At 56.7% G+C, this 23,808-nt stretch carries 17 protein-coding genes; 6 read left to right on the top strand and 11 right to left on the bottom strand.

The window, feature by feature from the left end; all coding sequences use genetic code 11:
- Nucleotides 1–305 precede the first annotated feature (305 nt).
- Nucleotides 306–1,613: an isocitrate lyase gene (gene aceA / locus B0O95_RS13040; protein ID WP_104078264.1), complete on the top strand. Its 1,308-nt coding sequence runs from the start codon at nucleotides 306–308 to the stop codon at nucleotides 1,611–1,613.
- Between the two features lie 184 nt (nucleotides 1,614–1,797).
- Nucleotides 1,798–3,393 carry a malate synthase A gene (gene aceB / locus B0O95_RS13035; protein WP_104078280.1) on the top strand — a complete coding sequence of 532 codons (1,596 nt, stop codon included), beginning with the start codon at nucleotides 1,798–1,800 and terminating at the stop codon, nucleotides 3,391–3,393.
- Between the two features lie 634 nt (nucleotides 3,394–4,027).
- On the opposite strand, the gene B0O95_RS13030 is transcribed toward aceB, so the two are convergent.
- From B0O95_RS13030 to B0O95_RS15910, 3 genes are all read right to left on the bottom strand, one after another.
- Nucleotides 4,028–4,678 carry a hypothetical protein gene (locus B0O95_RS13030; RefSeq protein WP_104078263.1) on the bottom strand — a complete coding sequence of 217 codons (651 nt, stop codon included), beginning with the start codon at nucleotides 4,676–4,678 and terminating at the stop codon, nucleotides 4,028–4,030.
- A 2-nt stretch (nucleotides 4,679–4,680) separates the two neighbouring features.
- Complete coding sequence (locus tag B0O95_RS13025; RefSeq protein WP_104078262.1) at nucleotides 4,681–5,163, bottom strand: glycoside hydrolase family 108 protein; 483 nt, start codon at nucleotides 5,161–5,163, stop codon at nucleotides 4,681–4,683.
- A 420-nt stretch (nucleotides 5,164–5,583) separates the two neighbouring features.
- The gene (locus tag B0O95_RS15910) at nucleotides 5,584–5,730 is read right to left on the bottom strand and encodes a hypothetical protein (protein WP_158249496.1); all 147 of its coding nucleotides are present in this window, start codon (nucleotides 5,728–5,730) and stop codon (nucleotides 5,584–5,586) included.
- Nucleotides 5,731–6,627: 897 nt separating this feature from the next.
- On the opposite strand from B0O95_RS15910, the gene B0O95_RS13015 reads away from it, so the two are divergent.
- Nucleotides 6,628–8,124 (top strand): glycerophosphodiester phosphodiesterase family protein, encoded by a 1,497-nt coding sequence (locus B0O95_RS13015; RefSeq protein ID WP_104078260.1) that lies wholly within the window; start codon nucleotides 6,628–6,630, stop codon nucleotides 8,122–8,124.
- A 338-nt stretch (nucleotides 8,125–8,462) separates the two neighbouring features.
- On the opposite strand, the gene B0O95_RS13010 is transcribed toward B0O95_RS13015, so the two are convergent.
- The gene (locus B0O95_RS13010) at nucleotides 8,463–9,296 is read right to left on the bottom strand and encodes a sulfite exporter TauE/SafE family protein (RefSeq protein WP_104078259.1); all 834 of its coding nucleotides are present in this window, start codon (nucleotides 9,294–9,296) and stop codon (nucleotides 8,463–8,465) included.
- Nucleotides 9,297–10,076: 780 nt separating this feature from the next.
- Between B0O95_RS13010 and B0O95_RS15905 the strand changes: the two genes are divergently transcribed.
- The gene (locus B0O95_RS15905; RefSeq protein ID WP_233203358.1) at nucleotides 10,077–10,247 is read left to right on the top strand and encodes a hypothetical protein; all 171 of its coding nucleotides are present in this window, start codon (nucleotides 10,077–10,079) and stop codon (nucleotides 10,245–10,247) included.
- Nucleotides 10,248–10,713: 466 nt separating this feature from the next.
- Nucleotides 10,714–11,643, top strand: a complete 930-nt coding sequence (locus B0O95_RS13000; RefSeq protein ID WP_104078257.1) for a DMT family transporter — start codon at nucleotides 10,714–10,716, stop codon at nucleotides 11,641–11,643.
- 363 nt (nucleotides 11,644–12,006) lie between these two features.
- Here the strand turns inward: B0O95_RS13000 and B0O95_RS16170 are convergent, their stop codons facing one another.
- The 6 genes from B0O95_RS16170 to argG all read right to left on the bottom strand — a co-directional run bounded on the left by B0O95_RS16170 (nucleotide 12,007) and on the right by argG (nucleotide 20,137).
- Nucleotides 12,007–12,273, bottom strand: coding sequence for a LysR substrate-binding domain-containing protein (locus B0O95_RS16170; RefSeq protein WP_199180519.1), 267 nt, complete (start codon nucleotides 12,271–12,273; stop codon nucleotides 12,007–12,009).
- 83 nt (nucleotides 12,274–12,356) lie between these two features.
- Nucleotides 12,357–13,646, bottom strand: a complete 1,290-nt coding sequence (locus tag B0O95_RS12985) for a phosphatidylserine decarboxylase family protein (protein ID WP_370641804.1) — start codon at nucleotides 13,644–13,646, stop codon at nucleotides 12,357–12,359.
- A gap of 75 nt (nucleotides 13,647–13,721) precedes the next feature.
- A complete protein-coding gene (locus B0O95_RS12980) occupies nucleotides 13,722–16,373 on the bottom strand; it encodes a hybrid sensor histidine kinase/response regulator (RefSeq protein ID WP_199180517.1) in 2,652 nt (883 codons plus the stop codon).
- 217 nt (nucleotides 16,374–16,590) lie between these two features.
- Entirely contained in the window at nucleotides 16,591–16,779 is a 189-nt protein-coding gene (locus B0O95_RS12975) for a TetR/AcrR family transcriptional regulator (RefSeq protein ID WP_233203357.1), read from the bottom strand.
- 486 nt (nucleotides 16,780–17,265) lie between these two features.
- On the bottom strand, nucleotides 17,266–18,711 hold the full coding sequence (locus B0O95_RS12970; RefSeq protein ID WP_104078253.1) for an NAD-dependent succinate-semialdehyde dehydrogenase: 1,446 nt from the start codon (nucleotides 18,709–18,711) through the stop codon (nucleotides 17,266–17,268).
- Nucleotides 18,712–18,778: 67 nt separating this feature from the next.
- Nucleotides 18,779–20,137 carry an argininosuccinate synthase gene (gene argG / locus B0O95_RS12965; protein ID WP_104078252.1) on the bottom strand — a complete coding sequence of 453 codons (1,359 nt, stop codon included), beginning with the start codon at nucleotides 20,135–20,137 and terminating at the stop codon, nucleotides 18,779–18,781.
- A gap of 506 nt (nucleotides 20,138–20,643) precedes the next feature.
- Here argG and B0O95_RS16165 point away from each other — a divergent pair.
- The gene (locus B0O95_RS16165) at nucleotides 20,644–22,077 is read left to right on the top strand and encodes an F-box domain-containing protein (RefSeq protein WP_199180516.1); all 1,434 of its coding nucleotides are present in this window, start codon (nucleotides 20,644–20,646) and stop codon (nucleotides 22,075–22,077) included.
- Between the two features lie 106 nt (nucleotides 22,078–22,183).
- Here the strand turns inward: B0O95_RS16165 and B0O95_RS12955 are convergent, their stop codons facing one another.
- On the bottom strand, nucleotides 22,184–23,755 hold the full coding sequence (locus tag B0O95_RS12955; RefSeq protein WP_233203355.1) for a hypothetical protein: 1,572 nt from the start codon (nucleotides 23,753–23,755) through the stop codon (nucleotides 22,184–22,186).
- Nucleotides 23,756–23,808 lie beyond the last annotated feature (53 nt).

The raw sequence follows: 23,808 nt of genomic DNA, 5'->3' as shown, positions 1-23,808 counted from the left end.
GGCTGGCGTTCGGATCAAAAATTTCATTATATGAAATTATCTTTTGTGTCATAAAAATAGGTGGTGCGTGGCACAAAATTTCTATTGCAGGATAGAAAACATAATTTCATATAATAAAATATAATTTTCAACGCTTTGATTTTTATGGTTTAAATATATTCAACAAAACGCTTTTCGCCCCTGTTTCGCTTGGCTTGGTTTGCCTAATCTCTTATATAAGACTTCCCAACGCAACGCTAACCTCGGCGGTGCGAAACCGAAGTCATCCAGGCTACCCAATACGTTATTCGAGCAAGGAGAACGCTATGTCTCGCCAACAGGAAGCTCAAAAACTGCAGGCCCAGTGGGAAACTGATCCACGCTGGAAGGGCATCAAGCGCGGCTACACCGCAGAAGACGTAATTAGCTTGCGTGGCTCGGTATCGGTCGAGCACACGCTTGCCAAGCGCGGCGCCGAGAAGCTGTGGACGCTGATCAACGAAGAGCCGTTCGTCAACGCGCTTGGCGCATTGACCGGCAACCAGGCGATGCAGCAGGTCAAGGCCGGGTTAAAGGCAATCTATTTGTCCGGTTGGCAAGTCGCGGGCGATGCCAACGTCGCTGGCGAAATGTATCCGGACCAATCGCTGTACCCAGCCAACTCGGTGCCGCTGGTGGTCAAGCGCATCAACAACACGCTGACCCGCGCTGATCAGATCCAATGGTCCGAAGGCAAGAATCCGGGTGACGAAGGCTACATCGACTTCTTCGCGCCGATTGTCGCGGACGCCGAAGCCGGCTTTGGCGGTGTGCTGAACGCATACGAGTTGATGAAAGCGATGATCGAAGCGGGTGCGGCCGGTGTGCACTTCGAGGATCAGCTCGCCGCCGTCAAGAAGTGCGGCCACATGGGCGGCAAGGTGCTGGTGCCGACCCGCGAAGCGGTGGCCAAGCTCATTTCGGCGCGGCTCGCGGCCGATGTCAGCGGTACGCCAACGGTATTGGTGGCCCGCACCGACGCGGAAGCCGCCGACCTGATCACCTCCGATATCGACGACAGCGACAAGCCGTTCCTTACTGGCGAGCGCACGGTCGAAGGCTTCTTCCGGGCCCGTCCGGGTCTGGAGCAAGCGATCTCGCGCGGCCTGGCGTACGCGCCGTATGCCGACCTAATTTGGTGTGAGACCGGCAAGCCGGACCTGGAATACGCGAAGAAATTTGCCGAAGCAATTCACAAGGCATTCCCGGGCAAGCTGCTGTCGTACAACTGTTCGCCGTCGTTCAACTGGAAAAAGAACCTGGACGATGCAACGATCGCAAAGTTCCAGAAGGAACTCGGTGCGATGGGCTACAAGTTTCAGTTCATCACGCTGGCCGGCTTCCACAGCTTGAACTACTCGATGTTCAACCTCGCGTACGGCTACGCGCGCAACCAGATGAGCGCCTTCGTTGAATTGCAGCAGGCCGAGTTCGCCGCAGCCGAAAAGGGTTTCACTGCGGTCAAGCACCAACGTGAAGTCGGCACCGGCTACTTCGACGCGGTCACGCAGACGGTCGAGCGCGAAGCGTCGACGACCGCACTGCATGGCTCCACCGAAGATGAACAGTTCTTCGACAGCAAGAAGGTCGCGTGAACCGCGTCGGCTGACCGCCCCCGACAAAAAAGGGCGTCTGCGCACGACGTGTCGCCGATGCAGCCAGGCCAAAGGCGGCGCTATTCGACGCGCCGGCCGCGGATGCGCTGGGCGAAACCGCGTTCGGTGTACCGTGCGCGTCGCTGCTGTTCGTGTCATAAACTTGACCGACCAAGGAGAAATCATGGCACACCCGACTCTCTCGCTACCCGAAGGCGTGCAGATTCACGCCCCGCTCAAGCCCGGCTTCGAAGCAATCCTCACGCATGACGCACTCGAGCTGGTTGCCCAGCTTCACCGCCAATTCGAAGCGCGCCGCCAAGCCCTGCTGGCTGCGCGCGTGGCGCGTGCCAAGCGGTTGGATGCCGGCGAAAGGCCCGACTTTCTGCCTCAGACTCAAGCCATTCGAGATGGCAGCTGGACTGTCGCACCGCTGCCTGCCGACCTGCAATGCCGTCGTGTCGAGATCACTGGGCCGGTCGAGCGCAAAATGATCATCAACGCGCTAAACTCCGGCGCGGATTCGTACATGACCGACTTCGAGGACTCAAACGCGCCGAACTGGGACAACCAGATCCAAGGCCAGATCAATCTGAAGGACGCGGTGCGACGCACAATCTCATTAGAGCAGAACGGTAAGTCATACCGGCTCAACGACAAGATCGCGACGCTGCTGGTGCGCCCCCGTGGCTGGCACCTCGACGAGAAGCATGTGACAATCGATGGCCAACGCGTGTCCGGCGCTCTGTTCGACTTCGCGTTGTTCCTCTTCCACAACGCCAAGGAGCAACTGTCGCGCGGCACGGGTCCGTATTTCTACCTGCCGAAAATGGAAAGCCACCTGGAAGCGCGGCTGTGGAATGATGTGTTCGTCGCCGCGCAACAGGCACTCGGCATCCCACGCGGCACGATTCGCGCGACCGTGCTGGTCGAGACTATCCTCGCCGCGTTTGAGATGGACGAGATCCTGTACGAGTTGCGCGAACACAGTGCCGGACTGAATGCCGGACGCTGGGACTATATCTTTTCGGCAATCAAAAAATTTAAGAACGACAACGACTTCTGCCTCGCCGATCGTGCCCAGGTGACGATGACTGCGCCGTTCATGCGGGCGTATGCGTTGCTGCTGGTCAAGACCTGTCACCGGCGCAACGCACCGGCGATCGGCGGCATGAGCGCGCTGATCCCGATCAAGAACGATCCTGCCGCCAACGACAAGGCGCTGGCCGGCGTGCGCTCGGACAAGGCGCGTGATGCGGGCGATGGCTACGATGCTGGCTGGGTCGCCCACCCCGGCCTGGTGCCGATCGCAATGGAAGAGTTCGTCAAGGTGCTCGGCGACAAGGCCAATCAGATCAGTAAGCAACGCGACGACGTGCAAGTCACCGCCAAGGATCTGCTCGACTTCCGTCCGCAAGCGCCGATCACCGAAGCCGGCTTGCGCAACAACATCAACGTGGGCATCCATTACCTTGGCTCGTGGCTGGCTGGCAACGGCTGCGTGCCGATCCACAATCTGATGGAAGACGCGGCGACCGCCGAGATCTCGCGTTCTCAGGTGTGGCAGTGGATCCGCTCGCCGAAGGGCAAGCTCGATGACGGCCGCAAGGTGACCGCGGAACTCGTGCACGCGCTGAGCGTCGAGGAACTCGCGAAGGTCAAGGTTGTCGTCGGCGGCGACACTGCGCCGTATGATCGGGCCGCACAGATCTTCGAGCAGATGTCGACGTCGGGCACGTTCACCGACTTTCTGACGTTGCCGCTGTATGAATCGATCTGACGCAACCCCTTCTGTGGGTTGCTTATCGGCAGCGCTGGCGCATGGTTCGTACCAGGCCGCGGCGCGATGGTGGCCGTGACCGGCCAGCGTAGCCCGCCAGCCTGCAAGCTCGGCGCAATCAGCCCGCTGAACCGTCCAACTGCGCGCGCGTGGGACGACTGCAGCACATGAACACGACTCGCGCTCATGATGCCATCATCCTATGATGCGCTTTTCTGCGTGCCGCCGCTTATCAATTCTCATCGCGGTGCCAGGCGACGCGGCATGTTAAATCCTTGTCGATTTGTTGCCCTGGCCAGCGGCTCGCGTTGATCAGGCTGCTGGTGCACACGGCAGCCGGCGTGGCTCGGGACGATATTGTTGTGATTACGGGCAACGCGGTGACCGCGTCGCATTCATGCAACATTTCGCAGCCAACGGCACCGATTAATTACCGTACGGCGGGTAGAATTTTTGTAAGCGCGCAGAAATGGACGGCTAGCACTCTGCGATCTGCCCAGGCAGACTTATCTCTGCTCGGAGCAAACGGTTGCTTACACGCCAATTCGTATGAGATGCACCTTTTCACTTCGCACTGGCACCGCTCTCGGTAACGCCTAAACTGCCGCACTCGCTTGCAGCATTTAATTAATATTTATGATTTGTCGTTCGCTATAGTGGGCAACGTTGCCTGAGCAGACATTGGTGCACCATTCATCGTTTGGGTTGTCACATGCGTGTCCGGATCGGTCGCGAAGCTGGTAATTACCGCCGCCTGCTTGGTTGCCGTCGATGATGAGCCAAAAAAGAATTCTTTTGCACCCAGCACCATCGCGATCAGCACCCCCTCAATATTGCCGAGCACGCCAAAAGCGACCGGATTGACAGGTATGCGAGCGAACAGCAACCAGAAATGCGCGCCAATCACTAAAAATAGGCCAACTGTGTACAGATAGGCTAGGTTACGCGGAGTGTGATCGTGTTCAGTCAAAGCCATTTGCCGGGCATTGGCGCGATCAGCCGCATTCGTCTTCGCGGTTTCCACGTTGGCCGTAATGCGCGTCTTTTCCACATCCGCTGCAATGCGCTGCAGATCAACCTGGCTCTCAACGATCGACTCCTGAAACCGGTAAGCAAGGTCTGGGTTTGCCTGGATCGCAGCCAGTGCCTGTTCTGGGGTGTTCGTGCCCGTGACAGTTTGGGCGATATTGACTACTTTTTGGGCCACTTGCTCGGCTTGACTGCCGCCAATCCAATGCGCAATCTGCGGCGCGAATTGTGCGAGTGCAAGAACAATCGGTAACATGGTCAACCTCCAGCCACTCTTAAGTTAGTCGCGATGCGCCGCGCCCAGCCGCGGCCAAAGCTTGGCCAAGTTTGCAGTGCGGTCAAGTAAGTCAAGCGCGCGGCAATAAAACGCATAATGAAAAGCTCAGGATCGACTGCCTGCACCGCAGCGATCGTCTTGGGCCCGAGTTTGCCGTCGGCGAATGCGTCACTGGCCTGCTGCATCCAGATAACAACGTGACCACCGTTGTAGTTGGCATCAAAAATTTGAAATGCGACCCGTGCGTCATAGCGGTCACAGTGCAATGGATCCCAGTACAAGGCCTTGGCGATCTGTTTCGCTGTCTCACGCGGTAACTCTCGCATCGGGCCGGTGTAGCCCCATGCGCGCGCGACGCGCTGGGTCACGCCCCACATCGTCTCGCCCCCCGGATCCTGAGGGTTATTGGAATAACCGCCTTCATTGCCGATAAGCTTATCGAATGCGTCGTCGAAAACGCCCATACCTTTCTACCAAAAAAGGAACACTTTCGCTTCGCACGCAAAGCGATTCATGCACCAGCTGATTAAAGCACCGCATCACGCCGACACGCGTCAGCACGAGCCGTTAAACAATGAGCAGAAAAGTGAATATGCTTGATCAGTCATCACGCGGCGTTACCGCCATGCTCGTAAAACTGATAGTCGGGAAAAGAGGCTGCGTGTGGACTGCGTACCTGAGGAGAGTGTCGTTGAGTCAAGCCAGTATTCTCTTTCATTATTGCGCCCCAAACATCACTTGCATGGATCGAAGACCGCGGTACTGCACTTGCCTCAGCGAACCGTCATGCCTCATTTCGCTGCATGCCCCATCGTTCGGATGGAAGGAAATTTCTCACAAGTTCAACAAAAGTTCAAGTTTTTTGGACTGCGGCATTTGTCTCATCATGTCATCACGCTATTGGCATGCCCGCTTACGTCGTCCAGGTGCAGCGCACGATCAACCGCCTCCAGGCTCTCGAACAACTCGCACCGCCGATGCATCACCGGCTTGACCGGTGCATAGCGCAAACGTGATGGCCGCTCGAGCATCTCAGCAACTTACAATCCGAGTGGTTCGTCCGTCCGCGGATTTTCGATGAATCCAGGTCTGCTTTACAACGCAGTTCTAAATAATTGAGCACATTCCGATGAACTATGTCGACGTATAACTTCGCAGGTACACCCTGCGGGTCTTGCCCTTGCCGGAGCAGCGCATCTGCACCAGCGTCCCGCACACATGTAACGCACTCTGCTGCTGGATTTTTTGGTAAAGCGTGTCGATCAGCCGCTGTCGCTGCACACCGCTGTACCGACCCCAGGCGCCATGTCATGGCCCAATAATTTCGAACAGTTAGATAGATAGTTTGTGTCTCCGTCAATTTCGAAGGTAGTGGGCGACGATAGCCTAATGTTGAATTCTTCCTGCACCGGCAAGACCCGCGTCACCTCTCACCCAGACTTGCTCTGACACCCACGATCTTGGTCGCGCCACGTCGCTCAACACCTTGCACGTGCCAACCACGATCGCGCCAATGCGCATGCAGTGCATCAATGCATTGGTCGCACTGCTTGTTGCCTTTGCCGATGACCTCAAGCAACCCACTCGGCTCGCTGGTGACCATTTGTCGTAATTTGCTGACATGGCACGCTTATCACCAATGCATTATCCGCCAAAAACTTAGCCATTTCTATTCTCTCCCGTGGTTTTTCACGTGCTTTGGGCTAGCTTGTTGCACACACAGTATCGCTCCGCGTTGCGCTTGTCTCACTCACTACCGAGTTTGCCGATGGACTTCGATCTGAATGCCGTATCCAACAACGCTCAAGTAGCCTTACATATGGGGAGCCTGCAAGCCGGTCACTCTGTCCGAGGTTGCCCCGCCTCGTTTTCTAGTCCTAACGACGCCAACAAGCACGAACACCCAACAAGATTCATAAGGGTATATTATGAAAGAATTTAAGACAAGACCATTTAGAAAAATCAACCGATCCTTACAACTTTTAGATAGAGCAAACATCGAAAATATCGATGACATCGTGGCAACAGTTGTATTTGGATTAAATAATAAGTTTGACCCTGACTGGAAAGAAGAAACGGTTCCCGAAGGCTTATCTTCAAGCGTGATTGAGATAGTAGAAAAAGCCATCACTCAGGCACAAAAGAATAAAAATACTACGGCTCGCGAAGCAAATGCCTATTATGGACTTAGCCCGCTGGTTTCATCACTCAAAGGAGCAGAAGAAGGCCAAGATAAAGGAACGTATGTCTCAATCGTCGATGAAGTACAAAGAGCGCTACGTCTAAAAATGGCGCAGCGTAGTGACGGCGTTAGTATTATTGCACATCGGGGACATGGCCCCACCAACCGAACGCGTGGCGGCCTGATTAAGCTTACTGATAAGCGGCGTACCGATAGACCCGCGGAAAATTCAGAAAGTGCATTTCGGGCAGCATTTAACGCTGCTGGCACGAAATTGCAACCCGGACTCGACGGCATTGAATGTGATGTCTTTTTATCAAAAGATAACATACCAATTCTGAGCCACGAAGGAAAAATAAAAGAACAACTTTCAGATAGCGCATCATATCCACACATCGACGAAGAAAAATCGATTGATCATTTAAATGCGGAAGAATTGTATAAAATACGTCGAAACGGAGAAGAAAGCAATTTTATTTCACTCGAACATCTTCTCAAACTATCCGAACAAAAAGCCCCAAGTTATTTTAACGGAACAAATAATCCGTTTCGCATAGAAATTGAGATGAAGGGAAAGCCATCAGACGAGAAAAACAAAGACGAATACTCAAAAAATCTCACAAGCAGCGTTGCAAAAACTATTAATCGATTTTTAAAAAGGCAAACCGAGCCATGGTGTTGGGAATTTATCCTCTTCAACGGTGAAATGAAAGATATAGAAAGTTACAACAACCTTAGGTTTACAAAAACTCACTTGGGTGGACTGTACACAGGCATCAACTACAAAAAACACACATTTGACAAAATTCGCCCAGATGAATTGCGCATGGCGTTAAGTAACCAAAATATAAAAAATTTTAATAATAGCAAATTAGGGGAATATGAATATATTATAACCCTTGTGCCGGGCGCTGAGAGACCATACGAGGAATACGAATCCGAGCTGGGCGAACTTGACTTCCCCAACCCAAAAAGCGAATATGCACAATCCGTTAACAAAGACATGCTTAATAAAAAAGGTAAAGAATATATTAATATTATTAAATTTCTTGATTCTATCAAGGACAGGACGAAAACCGACCAATCCGGACCCTCCCATCATTTGCTAACTGATATTCCAAAAAACGCCGAGCATTATAAACTGTATATCCAAGGCAAAATTCCCAGCATGAGCCAGCTGACTTCACTGAATTCAGGAAATAAGCAGCCTGCATCGGGAACCAAGCGCAAGGGCAAAAAGTGATAAGCGGATGTAATCCCACAGAGGAAAATAGCCCGGTTTGGTTATCTGATCTGCCGTGCCGCGCCAGCCGCATCGCCACCTTGCCTTTCAAGTTCAGAACCAGCGTTGCACGCCCTATGTATCGGCCCCAGGAATGCGCCACCACGACGCCCGGTGTAGTCGCCCTCGCCAGCACATATGATGCCTTGTTCACCGCAGTGCGGCGGCTGACTGCGGGCCAATCCGCGTCAGGCGGCACGCATCCTTGCGCCAATCTGGGGGCTCGTCGCGTCGAGCGTCAAGCGCACGAATGCTCGACGCAGCGATCAAGCCCACTGGATCGCCACGCGCACCGTAGCTCATGCCGACCAACCGCGCGAGGCAAACAGCACCTTGACCATCATGCCAAGCGCAACCAACCCAGCCCCCACCGCAAAACACTGTTGCAGGCGAGGTCCACTCAACCGCCCGGCGATTCGGCATCCACCGAGCATGCCGACGACAGCACCGGCGGCGAACGGCAAGCCCACTGGCCAGTCCATCCGTCCAGCCAGCGCACTAGCGGCGACGCCAGCCGTCGAGACCAACGCGACCACCGCCAACGACGTTGCGACGATCGCCTGCATTGGCGCGTTCGTCGCTCGCCTGAGCGCCGGCACGATCACGAAGCCGCCCCCCACCCCAAGCAAGCCGGACAGAAATCCTGCACCGGCACCCAGCGCGATCAAGGCACGCGCGCAGGAGACAGTCCAAACGAAGTGCCTGCTCGCGTGCTCCAGTTGACAAGGCGGTGACATGCTCATGCACGGCGCGCATCGATCCGAATGGCTGGCACACGCACGGCTCTGAAGGAGCATGCGCCATGATACCCACGCCAACACGCACGCAAAGACGAGCGCCAACGGCCCGTTCGGTAGCCAGCGCGCGGCCCACAGGCCGATCGGCGACCCAACCATGCCGCTTACCGCCATCAGCGCGGCCGCCCGGTAGCGGACAATCCCGCTGCGCAAGCCAATTGCCGCGCCGACCGCTGCCGACATACCCACCGCAAGCAGTGCTATCGGCCCAGCCCGCGCAACGCTCAGATCCAGCGCAAATAACAGCAGCGGTACCGCAAGAATCGCACCGCCTGCACCGGTCAATGCCAACACCAGGCCAACCGCAACGCCAAGGATCGCAGTACTTTCGATCATTTTTACGCGCTCCTGATTGTCGCTGGGATGTCGCCGGGCCGCACGACCTGACACGCGGCGCGAGCCGGAATACCACGCCACCCATTAACGCCCACGGATACCACCGTTGCGCAGCCTCGAGACGAACCGCGCGGCGCGCCCTGGCCGAGCGCCACCCTGCTCGAGTTTGCGTAACCGTATGATCGAAGTGAAGCACCAGCATCGGCGTTCGCTTTCGATGCGTTGCGCATCCGGCAATGCTCCCCCAGTGCGTCACGCCGCGTCGTCCAGGATGCGGCTTCTTGCCAAAGCGCGGCTAACACGCGCACCAGCGCCCGGCAGACGGAACGCCAATACATGGTCCAGCGCGCCTGGCGCACGATCCAGCGCGAGCCGTTGCCCAGGGACGCAGCCGGGCGCCATTGTACGTGCCAGCGCCAACAGCAACCGATGCGGCCAGGACAGCCGCCACCGTGGCGATCGCCTCGTGCGCCCGAGATCAACGCATCGGCCGACAAGCTCGTGGTGATCGTGTTGATGTTACAACTCAAAGGACCGCCGGCCGCCCGATACGACCGATGGCCACATCCAGCTTTGGCGTTGACGTGCTGGCCGAACGTTTGGCACATCCTGTCAGTATCCGGAACACGTGCCCCACTCGTTCGAAAAACCATGTCGTGCTGGGATATTGCGATGGAAGCAACGACAAAGCACTCAGGTACTACGCCGGTTTGTCTCCTGTAACCAGCTTTATTCGCAAAAAGCGATGGCGTCATTCGGAGCCTTTCTATTAATCTCGGCATGCTGCCATTCGGCAGTGCAATGCCGCTGCGGCCTGCGCCGCCCGCCGATGCATTGACCACGTCGATAGCATCGAACCGCCAGGTGATCGTAGCCAAGCACAAGCCCATTGGCATCGAGCCGACAATCGTACGCGAAGCCGGAATGCAGCGTGACACACTGATGCAGTAGTCGGATAAGCTGATACTATGTAATAGACAATGCGCGAGGCGGCGCTGCGCGTCGGCGCACCCCGACAGCGTTTTGTCGGATCACGGACGTTTTGCCCGCTTAACATGCGCGGTAACGGACCGTTTCAGGCTATGCACAGCGGCCAATTCAATTCTCTACCATTCGGCTTACGGGGTATGTGGCACGTTTCCCGCACAAGGTCGTGACGCTATCGTGGTATGAAAAACTACCATGATAAGTGGCGAGTCCACCCATAGGCTGTCCTTCACAGCAGCCAGCGGCGGCTGCGCTTACCGCTTACCATACGTTATCCGCCAAAAATATAATCGCCTCCGCTGACCCCACCGATACTGCTCGCGCTTTCGAATAGGCTGCTACACAGTGGTGCTTGCCTAGTTGTCCTTGTCCCATCCGGACTTGCCGATGCGTGTAACGTGCAATACCGGTCACCCTGCGAAGGCTATGCATGATCTCCCGATCGGTGTTCAACGTGGCCAACTTGCTGGCGCTCGCAGCACTTTGGAGTACGTCGTTTCTTTTTGTGCGCATCGGCGTTGCGGAGTTCGGCGTCGTGCCGATGGTAGCGTTGCGTGTGTCGATCGGCGCTACTTTCTTAATCGCGCTGTTGATCACGCGAAAAGGCGTGGAGGGAAAATGGCGTGATTCGCAACGCAAGCTGTGGCCGTTGTTCGTGCTCGGCGTAATGAACGCTGCGATGCCGTTTTGCCTGTTTGCGTATGCCGTGCCTGCCCTGTCGGTGAGCCTGGCCTCCGTGATCAACGCGACTGCACCGCTGTGGGGCACGCTGGTAGCGTTCCTGTGGCTCGGGGACCGGCCCAGCATCATGCGAGTTTCAGGCATCGCGCTCTGTTTCGCCGGCGTGACGCTGCTGGTCGGAAATCAGATCAGTGCAACGAGCGGCATCGCAGGCGCGGCACCGTGCGCGCAGGCCACTGCACTGGCCGCCGCCGCGGGACTCACCGCCACAGCGCTGCTGGGTATCGCGGCCAGCTATACGAAGCGCTATTTGTCCGACATCGACCCATTAGTGATCGCGGCCGGCAGCCTCGTCGGCGCATCGATCGTACTACTACCGCTCGCCGCATGGGCGTGGCCAGCGACACCGGTTTCGATGCAGGCGTGGCTCGCGGCGCTGGCGCTCGGCGTGGCGTGCACCGGCGTTGCCTATGTACTGTACTTTCGTCTGCTCACCACCGGTGGGCCGACTCACGCGATGACCGCCACATTCGTGATTCCGGTGTTCGGCATCCTTTGGGATTCGCTATTCCTTTCGGTATCCATATCAATACGGATGATGGAAGGCTGCGCCATTGTGCTGATCGGTACCGTCTTCACCACGGGCTTAATCGAGCGACTTCGCTCGCAGCCATCATAGCGACGTGTAACGCGTTGTGGACCACACGGCTTATTCGGCCGGCGCAGAGCGCGCTAATCAGGCCGGCATCGATCAGGCCATAAGCGTGACGGCACTCCATGCGTTTGCCGCCGAAGCGGTCGATCCCGCCACCAACGTGGCGATGGGAATCTTTTTCACGTCTAAGCGCCTGCTTGTCAAGAATGGGCAACGACGCAAGTATAAGAACGCTCAAGCGCGAGCAGCGCGTCATCGTAACGTATCGTATTTTCACGGCCGTGGACGCGCGAGGCAGCGCGACCCGGCAGTGGGATTGACGAGGGGTGATCGTCGGCGGCGGGCGGACGCGCCAGCCAGCCGCGTCATTGCCGGACAGCTTGCACGCTAGAACAGGCCGGACTGTCGCATTTGCGCGAGAAAAGCTTGCACGGCGGCCGAATGGCGACGGCCGCGCCGCACGAATAGCTGAGCCTTGGCACTTTCGAGCACGGCGTTGGTCGTGCGCCGTGCAACGAGCACACCAGCGGCCAATTCGCGCTCCACCGGATAGACTGACAAGAATGTCACGCCCAGCCCCACGCCAACGTAGTGCATCAGCGCATCGATCGAGTTTGCCGAAAATACGGCATTGAACCGGATTCCCTCCGCCACCTCGGCTTGGCGCGTCAGCGCGCACAGGCCGGTGCCCGCCGGGCGAGCGCCAGCGGGTATTGCGTTACAGCATGCGGCGGGGTCTATCGCGCCATCGCCAGCCGCGCATTGACCTTGATTGGCGTGGCATTGTCGTCGAATGGCGGCTGCGGCTCGAACTGCTCGATCACACCAGGCTCGAATATCAGGCAGTACGTGGAGCCGCCGTACTGGAAATAGCCGATCTCGTCGCCCTTGTCCACATGTTGCCCAGGCAACGCCACGATATTGCATGACGAGACCTCGGCCATTCCGACGAACACGCACGCGACCTGCCCGAGCGCACAATCATCGCAATCGATCACGATCACCGCCCGCGCGGCGATCGCGGTGGTGTAGCCCTGCGAGGCATTCAGCCCGCTCGGGTTGACACCCTCGGCCTCGAGATCGGAATAATAGCTGCCATCGACCCAGTATGCCTTCGATACCGTACCACTGACCGGCGCATGCCAACGATGATAGTTGTATGCGCTCAAGTATGCCTGGTACACGGATCCGCCGACGAACCGCTTGGCCAATTCGCGCTCGCCCGTCGTTAGAATTTCCTGCAACGAATAGGGCTGCTCTTTGATCCAAAAGCGATTATGAAGCTGGACGTCCGAGCGGATGTTATATGGCGACGCCTCGCAGGCACTGACAATGACCTTGGAGTCGTGCGGCGCGTCGACAGGCCGCGCGCCGGGCTTGAACTGGCGTGTAAAGAAACTATTCCAGGATGCGAAGCCCCAATACGGCTGCTTGGGATCGCAGATGAATTCCATCATGCCAATTTTTTTTAACGCTTCGTCGCAGAACCAACCATCCGGCGATTGGGTGTTCAGGTGCGTTCGGGAGTACGGACCGCTCAGGAACCCGCACCAATGATTCAATACCCGCTTGAGTTGCGCGTTGAGCGCCGGGTCACGAAAAAATGCATAGCCGGACGGCATGCACATCGGCCAGTCGAGCAACGCATTGAGAGGGCAGATGATCAGGCTCGACTCGCTGAAGGGCGGTGCATACGTCATCAGATAGTCGATCAAGGACATCAACTCGTCGATCGTCGCGTAGCCCAGTTGGTAACCCGCGCCACGCGCATCATCGATGGCCCGTTCGAGGTTCATGCGTAATACGGCATCATTGCCCACCAACGCAGCCAGTTCCTGAACCACGCTGGTACGCAAGTCGGGGCGTGCTTTTGCGCGCGCCGCCAATTCCAGCCGATACTGCGCCAGCACGTCTTCCCGGTTGGGAAGCCAGCCGCCGAGCCGCCGCTTTTCGCGTGTGCGTGCGTCCGTTCCAGATGCCATTGCTCTCTCCGACTGTCGATAGGTTAAGGAATAGCGTGAACGCACCGACCTCAGCAAGTTGCTTACCCGGGAATATCGTCATATCGCGCTGCGACTGCGCTGACAGCCAGCGGGCGGCCGCTACGCCGATTTGCGGCACGCCGCAAGCCGACGGCCAAGCGCCAGCGCGTCCAACGGCTTTTGCAGTACGGGAACATCGTCGAGCAATGGGTCAACATCCGCGCATTGCCCGTACCCCGACATCAGAAACACATGAACATGCGGCTGGGTACGCCGCAGCGCTAATGCAAGCTGGTCGCCAGCCATGCCGGGCAACGTGAGATCACTCAGCAGGACATCATAGCGCTGCGCCGCGGCCCGCTTCAGCGCTTCCTCCGCGCTGCCGGCCGCACAGCACCGCAGCCCCATCACTTCGATCAGGTCGCGCATCGCCTCACGCGAGGGTGCGTCGTCTTCCACCAGAAGCACATGACATGGCAACTGCCCTTCTTCGCCGCACGGCCCGGGGACGGCGGACTGTGCCGCCACAAGTAATGGCAATGGGGAGGGCGATACCGATTCGGCTGGTAGAATAGACGGCGATGGCGACTCGACATTGGAACTCGACAGTGCCGACTGAGGAGGCATCGCCCGTCCCCCAGACTGCCCTTCGAGCGCACTGCGCAGCTTATGCGCCAACTCATCACGCCGATACGGCTTGGCCAGCAACGTCACGCCCGGATCGAGCCGGCCATGATGGAAAATCTCGTCGCGCGTGTAACCCGACGTGAACACCACGGGCACAGACGGCACCCGTTGCGCGGCAAGGCGGGCAAGTTCGGGGCTCTTCACGTCCCCCGGCATCACGACATCGGTGAACAGCAGGTCAATGCGCGCGTCGCCGAGCAGTATCGCCTTGGCCTCGTCGCCGGTCGATGCAGTCAACACCTGGTAGCCAAGCTGCGCAATCATGTCGACAGCGGTCAGACGCACGTCCGCATCGTCTTCGACGATGAGCACCGTCTCGTTACCACGCGGCACGCCGCCCGACGTCGCGGGCGAGTCCGCGCACAGCGTCTCGAGCGAGCGCGGGAAAAACAACTCGACCGTCGTGCCGCGCCCGACCACGCTATCAATCTCCATGTGACCGCCGCTTTGCTTGACAAAGCCGAATACCATGCTCAAGCCCAGCCCGGTTCCATGGCCTTCCGGCTTGGTCGTGTAGAATGGCTCGAACGCATGCTCGAGCACCTCGGCAGACATGCCCACACCGGTATCCGAGACTGAAAAACAAACGTACTCGCCCGGTCTGACTTCAGTGTCGCCGCCACCGCCGTGACCATTGTCCGGCTTGCCGTCCAGCATCACGTTGCGTGCGGCGATCGTCAACGTGCCCTCGCCGCACATCGCGTCACGAGCGTTGATGGCCAGATTCAGCAGCGCGTTCTCCAACTGATTGCGGTCGACCAGCACGTTCCACAAATCGTCCGGCACGATCGTATCAATATTGACCGTCTCGCCAAGCGAACGATGAACCATCTCGTCCATGCCTTCGAGCAACTGCCGCGGACAAACCACCGACGGCGACAAAGGCTGGCGTCGCGCGAACGCGAGTAGGTGCGACGCCAGCCGGGCACCGCGCCGCACCGCCTCCGCCGCGGTTGCAATCCGGCGTTGCGCGACCGGGTGGTTAGCCAGTTCCGCCGACAACATTTGCAGGTTGCCGTTGATCACTTGCAAGACATTATTGAAGTCGTGGGCGACACCGCCGGTGAGACTGCCCAGCGCCTCCATTTTTTGCGCCTGCCGCAGTTGCGCCTCCACCGCCGCCCGCGCGGAAACCGCGTCCTTGACCCGCTGCTCCAGGGTGGCCGTCAACTGCACTAATGCCGCTTCCGCGACCTTGCGCTCATGAATGTCGATCAGCACGCCGGGCAGCCGGCGTGGCCCTCCATGCGCATCCAACTCCCACTGTCCACTCGACTGCACCCAAAGGAATTCGCCGTTCGCGCGTATGATCCGGTATTCGGCGCGAAACGGCGTTTGCGCACGCAGCGACGCAAGCATCTGCGCCTGCACTTGCGCGACATCGTCAGGATCAACCTGCTGAATGGACAATAAATCGCCGATGCCACAGACTTTTCGCTGCGAAACATCGCCGAAGGTGCGGGTAAAGCGTTCGTCGCCGCTAACCGTGCCGGAGCCAACGTCCCAGACCCACGTGCCAAGTACCGCGCCGGTATTGAGCGCGAGTTGCAACCGCTCGTTGGCTAACCGCAGCGCGCCCTCCGCGCGTTGCCGCGATTGTTCCGTCAACACGCGCTCGGTTGTCTCCACGACTACCGCGATAACGCCCGCAGGCACGTCATCATCGCCGGCGACTGGACTGTAATACAAGTCCATCCAGACGTCCTCCGGCTTGCCGTCGCGCAGCAACACAAGCTCCTTGTCGCGATACGTCAGCGTGCCGCCGGCAAGGCAAGTCTCCAGCACGCGGCGGTTGAACGCGGCCACTTCCGGCCAGCCTTGCTCGACCGGACAGCCGAGCAAGTACGGATGCCGACCGCCGGCAAATACCGCATACGCATCGTTGTATAGCATATAGCCATCGGCGCCCCACAGCACCACCATCGGCACTGGAGAGGCCAGCACCACTTGCATCACCGACACCAGGCTCTGCGGCCAGCGCTCGATCGGGCCCAATTCGGTCATGGACCAGTCGAACGCCCGAATCCGCTGTGCCATTTCACCGTCGCCACCCACATGGCGCCGAGATTCGTCGAGCACGGACATGGCTCCCCCTGCAAATATCGCGCGGAATTCCTGCACCCGGCCAATGCCGCCGCGACGGTCCGCAACCATCACGCAGACCGGTGAACATAGCGAACGCTAATCTAAACGCAAACCACGCGACACTTCAAGCGCCCTGCGCATCGGCTGTCTGCAGCCTCGCAAACAACATCACCAGGCCTTGAAAATTGCCTCGCAATGCGTCAACGGGTTCATCCTTCTACTTGAAATAATGATAGAACGTACCCTTCGAATTGGCTGCCTCAATGACGATGTCGTCGATCGTCGTCTTGTCGATGCCGTTCAGCACAAATAGCTTGGCACCGGCATCCATAAGTTCCTCGCGCCGCACGTCTGCGGGCTTGATCGTATGCCGCGCTTTCGACGGGACGCTGTTTTTTATCGACATGGCTGTCAAATCGGTTATCGCAGACTATCTAGGAAAAAGTGAATTCTACCGCCTCTGGCTCGCATGCTTGCCCCGCAACCGTGACGATGCACCACGGCGCCGGTGCACAGCCCGCGCCACCTTACAGCGACCGAGTCACAACGCGCCCACCGATGAAAAAAGCCTTTAGTTATAGGCTTGTTAATAGACTGACGGTCGGCCTAAAGCTACGATCGGCGCTACTCGCTCGGTAACAATAATGCGTCGCATCCATCCTGCGACGTAACTTCACTTTAAGGCAACGCAAACCCTTTTGAGCGGATTTATCCGATTTCCGCTAACCTATTTCCGCTCCTGACAGCAGCCTTGGGTGGCCGGATGGGGCGGTTGCATAGGCCGCCGGCCGGCTTCGCGTGAAAGAGCCTATTCTCGAGCGTGAGGCGCGGGGCCTATATCGGCCAGCCCCGCCGAGCGCCCGAATACCGCGGCGGCGGCGTCACAGCGAAATCAAACCGCCGTCACGGACACCGCCTTGGTGACCAGATAGGCATCCATCGCCTCCGGCCCACCCTCGGACCCATACCCTGAATCCTTGACGCCGCCAAACGGCATTTCAGGCCACGACGTCGCAGGCTGATTAATCCAAAGCATGCCGACCTCGAGCTGCAGAGAGAGCAAATGCACGTTGCGCACGGAACGCGTGAACGCATAGCCAGCAAGGCCATACGGCAACCGATTCGCTTCGGCGATCGCGTCCTCGAGCCGGTCGAAGCCGCGGACCGCGGCAACAGGCCCGAATGGCTCATGATTGAACACGTCCGCCTCCCGGGATACGTTCGTCAATACCGTCGGCGCAAAGAAATTGCCTGCGGAGCCGACCCGCTCGCCGCCGGTGGCCACCGTCGCGCCGGTGGCGCGCGCATTCTCGACGATCCGCGTCATCGCCGCAAGACGACGCGCGTTCGCCAACGGGCCGAGCGTGGTGCCTTCTGCAAGCCCGTCACCGAGTTTCAAACCCTGTGCGTGCTTAACCAGTGCCGCCTCGAATGCCTCGCGGATGCTGTTGTGTACCAGGAAACGCGTCGGCGAAATACACACCTGCCCCGCGTTCCGGAACTTCGCCCCACCAGCTGCCTTGATCGCCAACGCGATGTCGGCGTCCTCGGCGACGATCACCGGCGCGTGGCCACCCAACTCCATCGTCGCACGCTTCATGTGCGCGCCGGCCAACGCCGCGAGTTGCTTGCCGACTGGCGTCGATCCGGTAAACGTCACCTTGCGGATCACCGGGTGCGGAATCAGGTAGCTCGAGATTTCCGCGGGATCGCCGAACACGAGTCCGACGGTGCCGGCCGGCACGCCGGCGTCAACGAACGCCTGCAGCAGCCCCGCCGGCGACGCCGGCGTTTCCTCCGGTGCCTTCACGAGGAACGAGCACCCGCATGCGAGCGCCGCGCTGAGCTTGCGCACTACCTGGTTGACCGGAAAATTCCAAGGCGTAAAGGCGGCGACTGGCCCGATCGGCTCCTTCAGCACCGACTGCTGCACTGCAAGATTGCGCGACGGCACGATGCGACCATATACGCGCCGCCCTTCATCCGCGAACCATTCGATGATATCGGCTGCCGACAACACCTCGATCCGCGCTTCTGCAAACGGCTTGCCCTGCTCCTGTGTCATCAGCCGCGCGATCCCTTCGGCGCGCTCGCGCACCAGCGCCGCGGCCTTGCGCATCGTCGCCGCGCGCTCGTGGGCCGGTACTTTACGCCAAGTATCGAAGCCGCGCTGTGCAGCCGTCAACGCGCGGTCCAAATCCGCGATGCCGGCGTGCGCGACGCGGCCAATGACCTGGCCGTTCGCCGGATTGAGCACGTCGAGCGTCTTGCCGCTCGCCGCATCGCACCACTGGCCGTCAATGAGAAGTCGGGTGTCCGTATAGCTCGACGTAACCATGCTGCCTCATCCCTGAAAGTTAGAGTACGGTCATGCTGCTTGCCTTGCGATGCGGCGCAGCGGAGCGTTACTTGCCCGCGGCGTCGCCACGCTGGCCTTCGGCTTGCTCCAGCTGTGGCAGCGAGATCTCGCCTTTGGCGCCGAGCACACCAGTCTTCGCGTAGATCTGCAGCTTGTCGCGGGTATCGGCGATATCGAGATTGCGCATCGTCAACTGGCCAATGCGGTCCAGCGGCGAGAACGTCGATTCACCCTTTTCCATTGTTAGCCGCTCGGGCTGGTAGGTCAGGTGCGGCGATTGGGTATTAACAATCGAATAATCGTTACCGCGACGCAACTCGATCGTCACCTCGCCGGTGATCACGCGCGCAACCCAGCGCTGCGACGCCTCGCGCAACATGATCGCCTGCGGATCAAACCAGCGACCCTGGTACAACAGTCGTCCAAGACGGCGACCGTTGTCACGATACTGGTCGATCGTATCCTCGTTGTGGATACCCGTGACCAAGCGCTCATAGGCGATATATAGCAACGCCAGTCCCGGCGCTTCATAGATGCCGCGGCTCTTCGCCTCGATGATCCGGTTCTCGATTTGGTCGCTCACGCCCAGTCCATGCCGTCCGCCGATGCGGTTCGCCTCGAGTAGCAGTTCGACACCGCTGTCAAATTCGACGCCGTTGATCGCCACCGGAAGTCCCTGCTCGAACCGTACGGTCACGTCCTCGCGGGCAATCTGCACGTCGTCGCGCCACGACGCAACGCCCATGATCGGTGCGACGATCCGCACGCTGCTGTCCAATTGCTCCAGATCCTTAGCCTCATGCGTGGCGCCGAGAATGTTCGAATCGGTCGAATATGCCTTGTCAGCCGACATCCGGTAATCGAAGCCCGCCTGGCGCATGAATTCCGACATTTCGGCCCGACCACCAAGTTCGTCGATGAACGCCTGGTCCAGCCATGGCTTGTAAATGCGCAGGCCCGGATTGACAAGCAGACCATAACGGTAGAAACGCTCGATATCATTGCCTTTGAATGTACTGCCATCGCCCCAGATGTTGACACCATCCTCCTTCATCGCCGCCACCAGCATCGTGCCGGTCACTGCGCGGCCCAACGGCGTCGTGTTGAAGTAGGTGGCGCCGGCGGTACTGATGTGGAACGCGCCGCACTGCAGCGCGGCAAAGCCCTCTGCGACGAGTTGCGCACGACAATCAATCAGCCTTGCATTTTCAGCTCCATACTGCTTCGCGCGACGCGGGATGTCATCGTAGTCGGTCTCGTCCGGCTGGCCCAGGTTGGCCGTGTACGCATACGGGATCGCCCCCTTGATGCGCATCCAGTGCAGCGCTGCGCTGGTGTCCAGGCCGCCGGAGAACGCGATGCCGACCTTTTGGCCGCGCGGAAGTTGTTGCAGGATAGTTGCCATAGCTGATGTGCGGAAATGTCGGATGAAAACGCTTGCAGACAGGGCGTTGTGCCCACAGAGCATCAATTGTATTACCAAACGCAATACAGGCGGCGTTCGGGCCAAACGCCCCGTCTCTTGCCAATAGTTTACACGTCATGCGCAGCCCGCGCGCCATACAGGGACTTCCCGCACGCTCTCATGTATCGCGTCGCGCGCGGTGAGAATGTCTCACGCCAAGGCGTCAACTTTTGATTAACCCGCCATGATGCTGCTTAAAAACACATCAGACATTATGAATCAGACCAAAAGTTACTTGATACTGCTTAACCCGTGTACTTGGTAACCTTTTTCCATTAGCCTTCACTTTGCACCTCGGTGCTTTTAATTTTGCCCATTGTGGCAAATCGCACGGCTAGTGCAATGAACGCCCAGGCGCTGCGATGCATTCATAGTGCAACGACAAGTGTCTGTACCAATGACGCCATCCGCATGCCTATTCAAACATAAACCTAATAAAATTACCCATGGATTTTGACCCTAACCTTGCATCTATCAGCGCTCAGGTGACTATGTGCGCACTGCAGAGCTCGCAAAACCATCATGCTGCTGCAGCCGCGCCGCCTGGCTCATTACGTCAGCTGGCACCCGAGAACACATATACGTTGAAAGAGCCGCTGATCTGTACAGCGGAAAATCAAGCCAAAGAACCAGCAAATGGCTCAACAATAGTTCGTAAAAACCGTCCGACAACCTACCGAGATCTGCCGCTCGAAATCATCCAACAGGTGGCCGACTACCTACCCTTTTATCTTATCGGCGATCTATCGACCGTGGACAGGCGCACATACCACGTGCTGCGAGAACAGCGGCTACGTTATCTTTGCTATGCACGCGCCTTGCGCCTAGGAGAAAGAACTTTTGATTTAGCATCAGTGCTTCAGTTGTTAGCCGAGATTGAACGCATCCGCATAAACCCTGCGTTGCGCGCCGAGCCACTCAGAACGCTGGGGTGGCTAATATTAGACTTGCCCGATGCGCAAAAGCCAACGGCATTCTCACTTATTTTTGAGGCTGCAGACCGCATGCCCCAAAAGCAACGCTTGCAGATACAAAGAAAGATGATCGAACTTATAAGCGATTGTCCAGCCCCGCAGCAACTCAAAATGTATAATTTTGCGTATGCAATTGCCGAACGACGAGGCAGAGAGCAGGACAATACCTGGGCCGAGCTGGCATCGCTGCTAGAATGCCTGCCAATCGACCCCTCGCAGTTTGAAAGCGAATATCGGGTTTTCCTAAACCGGCTTCCCAATTTAAGCGTGGCCGGGCAAGCCGATTTGATTATAAAACTGGCGGAACTCTTGTCGCGTTTATACTGGAGTGTCAATAAGACGAAAGCTGCCGAATATTATGAAATACTTCAACAATGGGCACAGCGCCTGCCACCGTCGCACCAAGGTGCACCGATTGGCGCATTGGCCGAGACAATATGGGTCGTTCCAGAATCTCAAAGGCCGGGGTACTTCTCCAATATACGTAGCATGACGTTGTCATTGCCGAATCACCAATTGGGTAGCGCGTTGCGCAACCTGCCATGCGCGCTAAAGTATCTACCATCCGCTTTACATGCGTATGAATTTTCGCTGCTCGAAACCACCATTCAACGCGTGGAGCCTTCGCAGCGTAGTATGGCGGCGTTTGGCTTACTATTAAGCGCAGCGATGCTAAGAGACACATTACCATTGAAACACATATGGCAACTTGCACTACGTCTACTTGACGGCGGCGATGAAACGGACATCGTGGACGTGCTTGAAGCAGCGAAAGATATGTGTTTGATGTTGGGATTATCCTCCGAGCAAAAAAGAGATGTCAAAATTGAAATCATGGCTTTTGTCGAGCGTAACAAACTTACTCAAAATACCCAAACCTTTCTGCTTACATACATTGCCGAGTAGCGTTGGCTTATACTATTTGTCGACGACCGTCACCAATGCCTAGCATACGCACGAATGCGGTCATCGATTTCATCAGCTCTTATTATGGTCAAACTTTAGCTATGAACTAATCGTTAACGCTGTTATGCACACCAGCACCACCGTTTAACATACTCCTTATATTCTCTATATCTCTAATTTTACCAACAAATATTTTTATATCACTTCTAAATCTTAGCTCAATTTCTTTATCCAAAACATATTGATCCATCAGCGCATCGACTTGCCTCTTGCAATGGTCCCCGAATAAAATATTCGCCAAATCAATATCAAAACCTTTAGCGTCCAGCCAACAAGAAAAAACTTTCAATGATTTGATGTTGATATCACTATTCCCAAGACTAATTCCATTATCCTTGCAATAATTATAAATAATATCGGAAGTTATTTTGTCTCGCGGATACAATAAATTATCGTAATCCCCCATCAAAAGAGCTCTTTCTTTTCCGCGCAAAGCATTAATCGATCTCCTAAAGTCGCTCTTGGAATTTTTTGATATACTTTGATCAGCCTTAAAAAGTACCTCCAGCGCATTATTAAATTCCCTATCAGCCTCTGACCTTATAATACTCAACGATTCATCAAATCCAAATTCTTTTCTAATAAAATTCTTTATTTTCAACAACGTACCACAATAGACCGGAGAATTCCGAAATTCATCAAGGATGTCAGCATCTTTTTCTTTAGGCGACGACATTTGCAATCGGAGACTAATGATATTACGAGCATCACTAGCCAGAGTGGGGGCCGAAGAATTTTCCAAATTCAAACCATCATAGCCCGTCATTTGCGAAAACTGCTTCCCTCTCTCCCACTCAAGCAAACATCTAAATTTTTTAATAGCCCTATCAAGCTTAGCTCTATATCCATACCCTATTTTTAAATTAGCATCGTTTTTAAATAAATCAAACGAAGTAGTAGGATTGTAAATATTTGCTCGATCTGTAACCGGCTGACTCCTCAAATAATCAGCAAAACTGCCCCCATGCTTCACATTTAGCCAATGAGAAAAATAACGCAAAATGCCCGATAACCGTCCGTCCTCGGATGGTTTATGCCTAAATTCCGGGCAAGCTTCCCCTAAAGAGGCAAAGCGGTCTTCTAAGTCGGACAGGATCAACTCATCCTCTCGTGACAAAATAAAATTCATTTCGGGCACGAAACGAGTGTTCGCTACACCAACAAAACCTGCGGTCACGTTAAGACCAGCAAGATATTGCTGGATCGTCGCAGCATTAGAAACTACGCTGGTTCCGGCATGCTCGGCTATTAGCGGTTGCTGCTGTTTGGACGCCGAAGGCGATCGAAGACGCCGGAACATGTTGCTAAGCGACGAAATATTGACGGGTGGACGCTGTGAATACTGATCTTCAACCGTAGCCGGTTCATCACGTCGTGTTGGCCTCGATTGACCTCGAATGGGTGAGCCGCTGCGAGTTCGCACCCGTGTCCATACACTCGCATTATCCGAACGGGTATGGTTTTCAAAATTGAACGGATGCCGAATGTCATCATCCAACGCATCATCTAATTGCGCAAAGTTGACCGACTCAGTTATAGAGAATTGCTGACGCCTACCTCGCCGAAGCTGGCTACTATTTGCCAGGGTCGTCCTTACCGGATCCGACGACCAAGTCATGATCGCCTCCTGACGAGCCCGACGTGACGAATGAACGCGTGGCTGTTCTTGAC

It is taken from the genome of Mycetohabitans endofungorum (assembly GCF_002927045.1).
Lineage (GTDB): Bacteria > Pseudomonadota > Gammaproteobacteria > Burkholderiales > Burkholderiaceae > Mycetohabitans > Mycetohabitans endofungorum.
The sequence above is the reverse complement of the archived record's forward strand: the minus strand, read 5'-3'. Positions and strand labels throughout refer to the sequence as shown.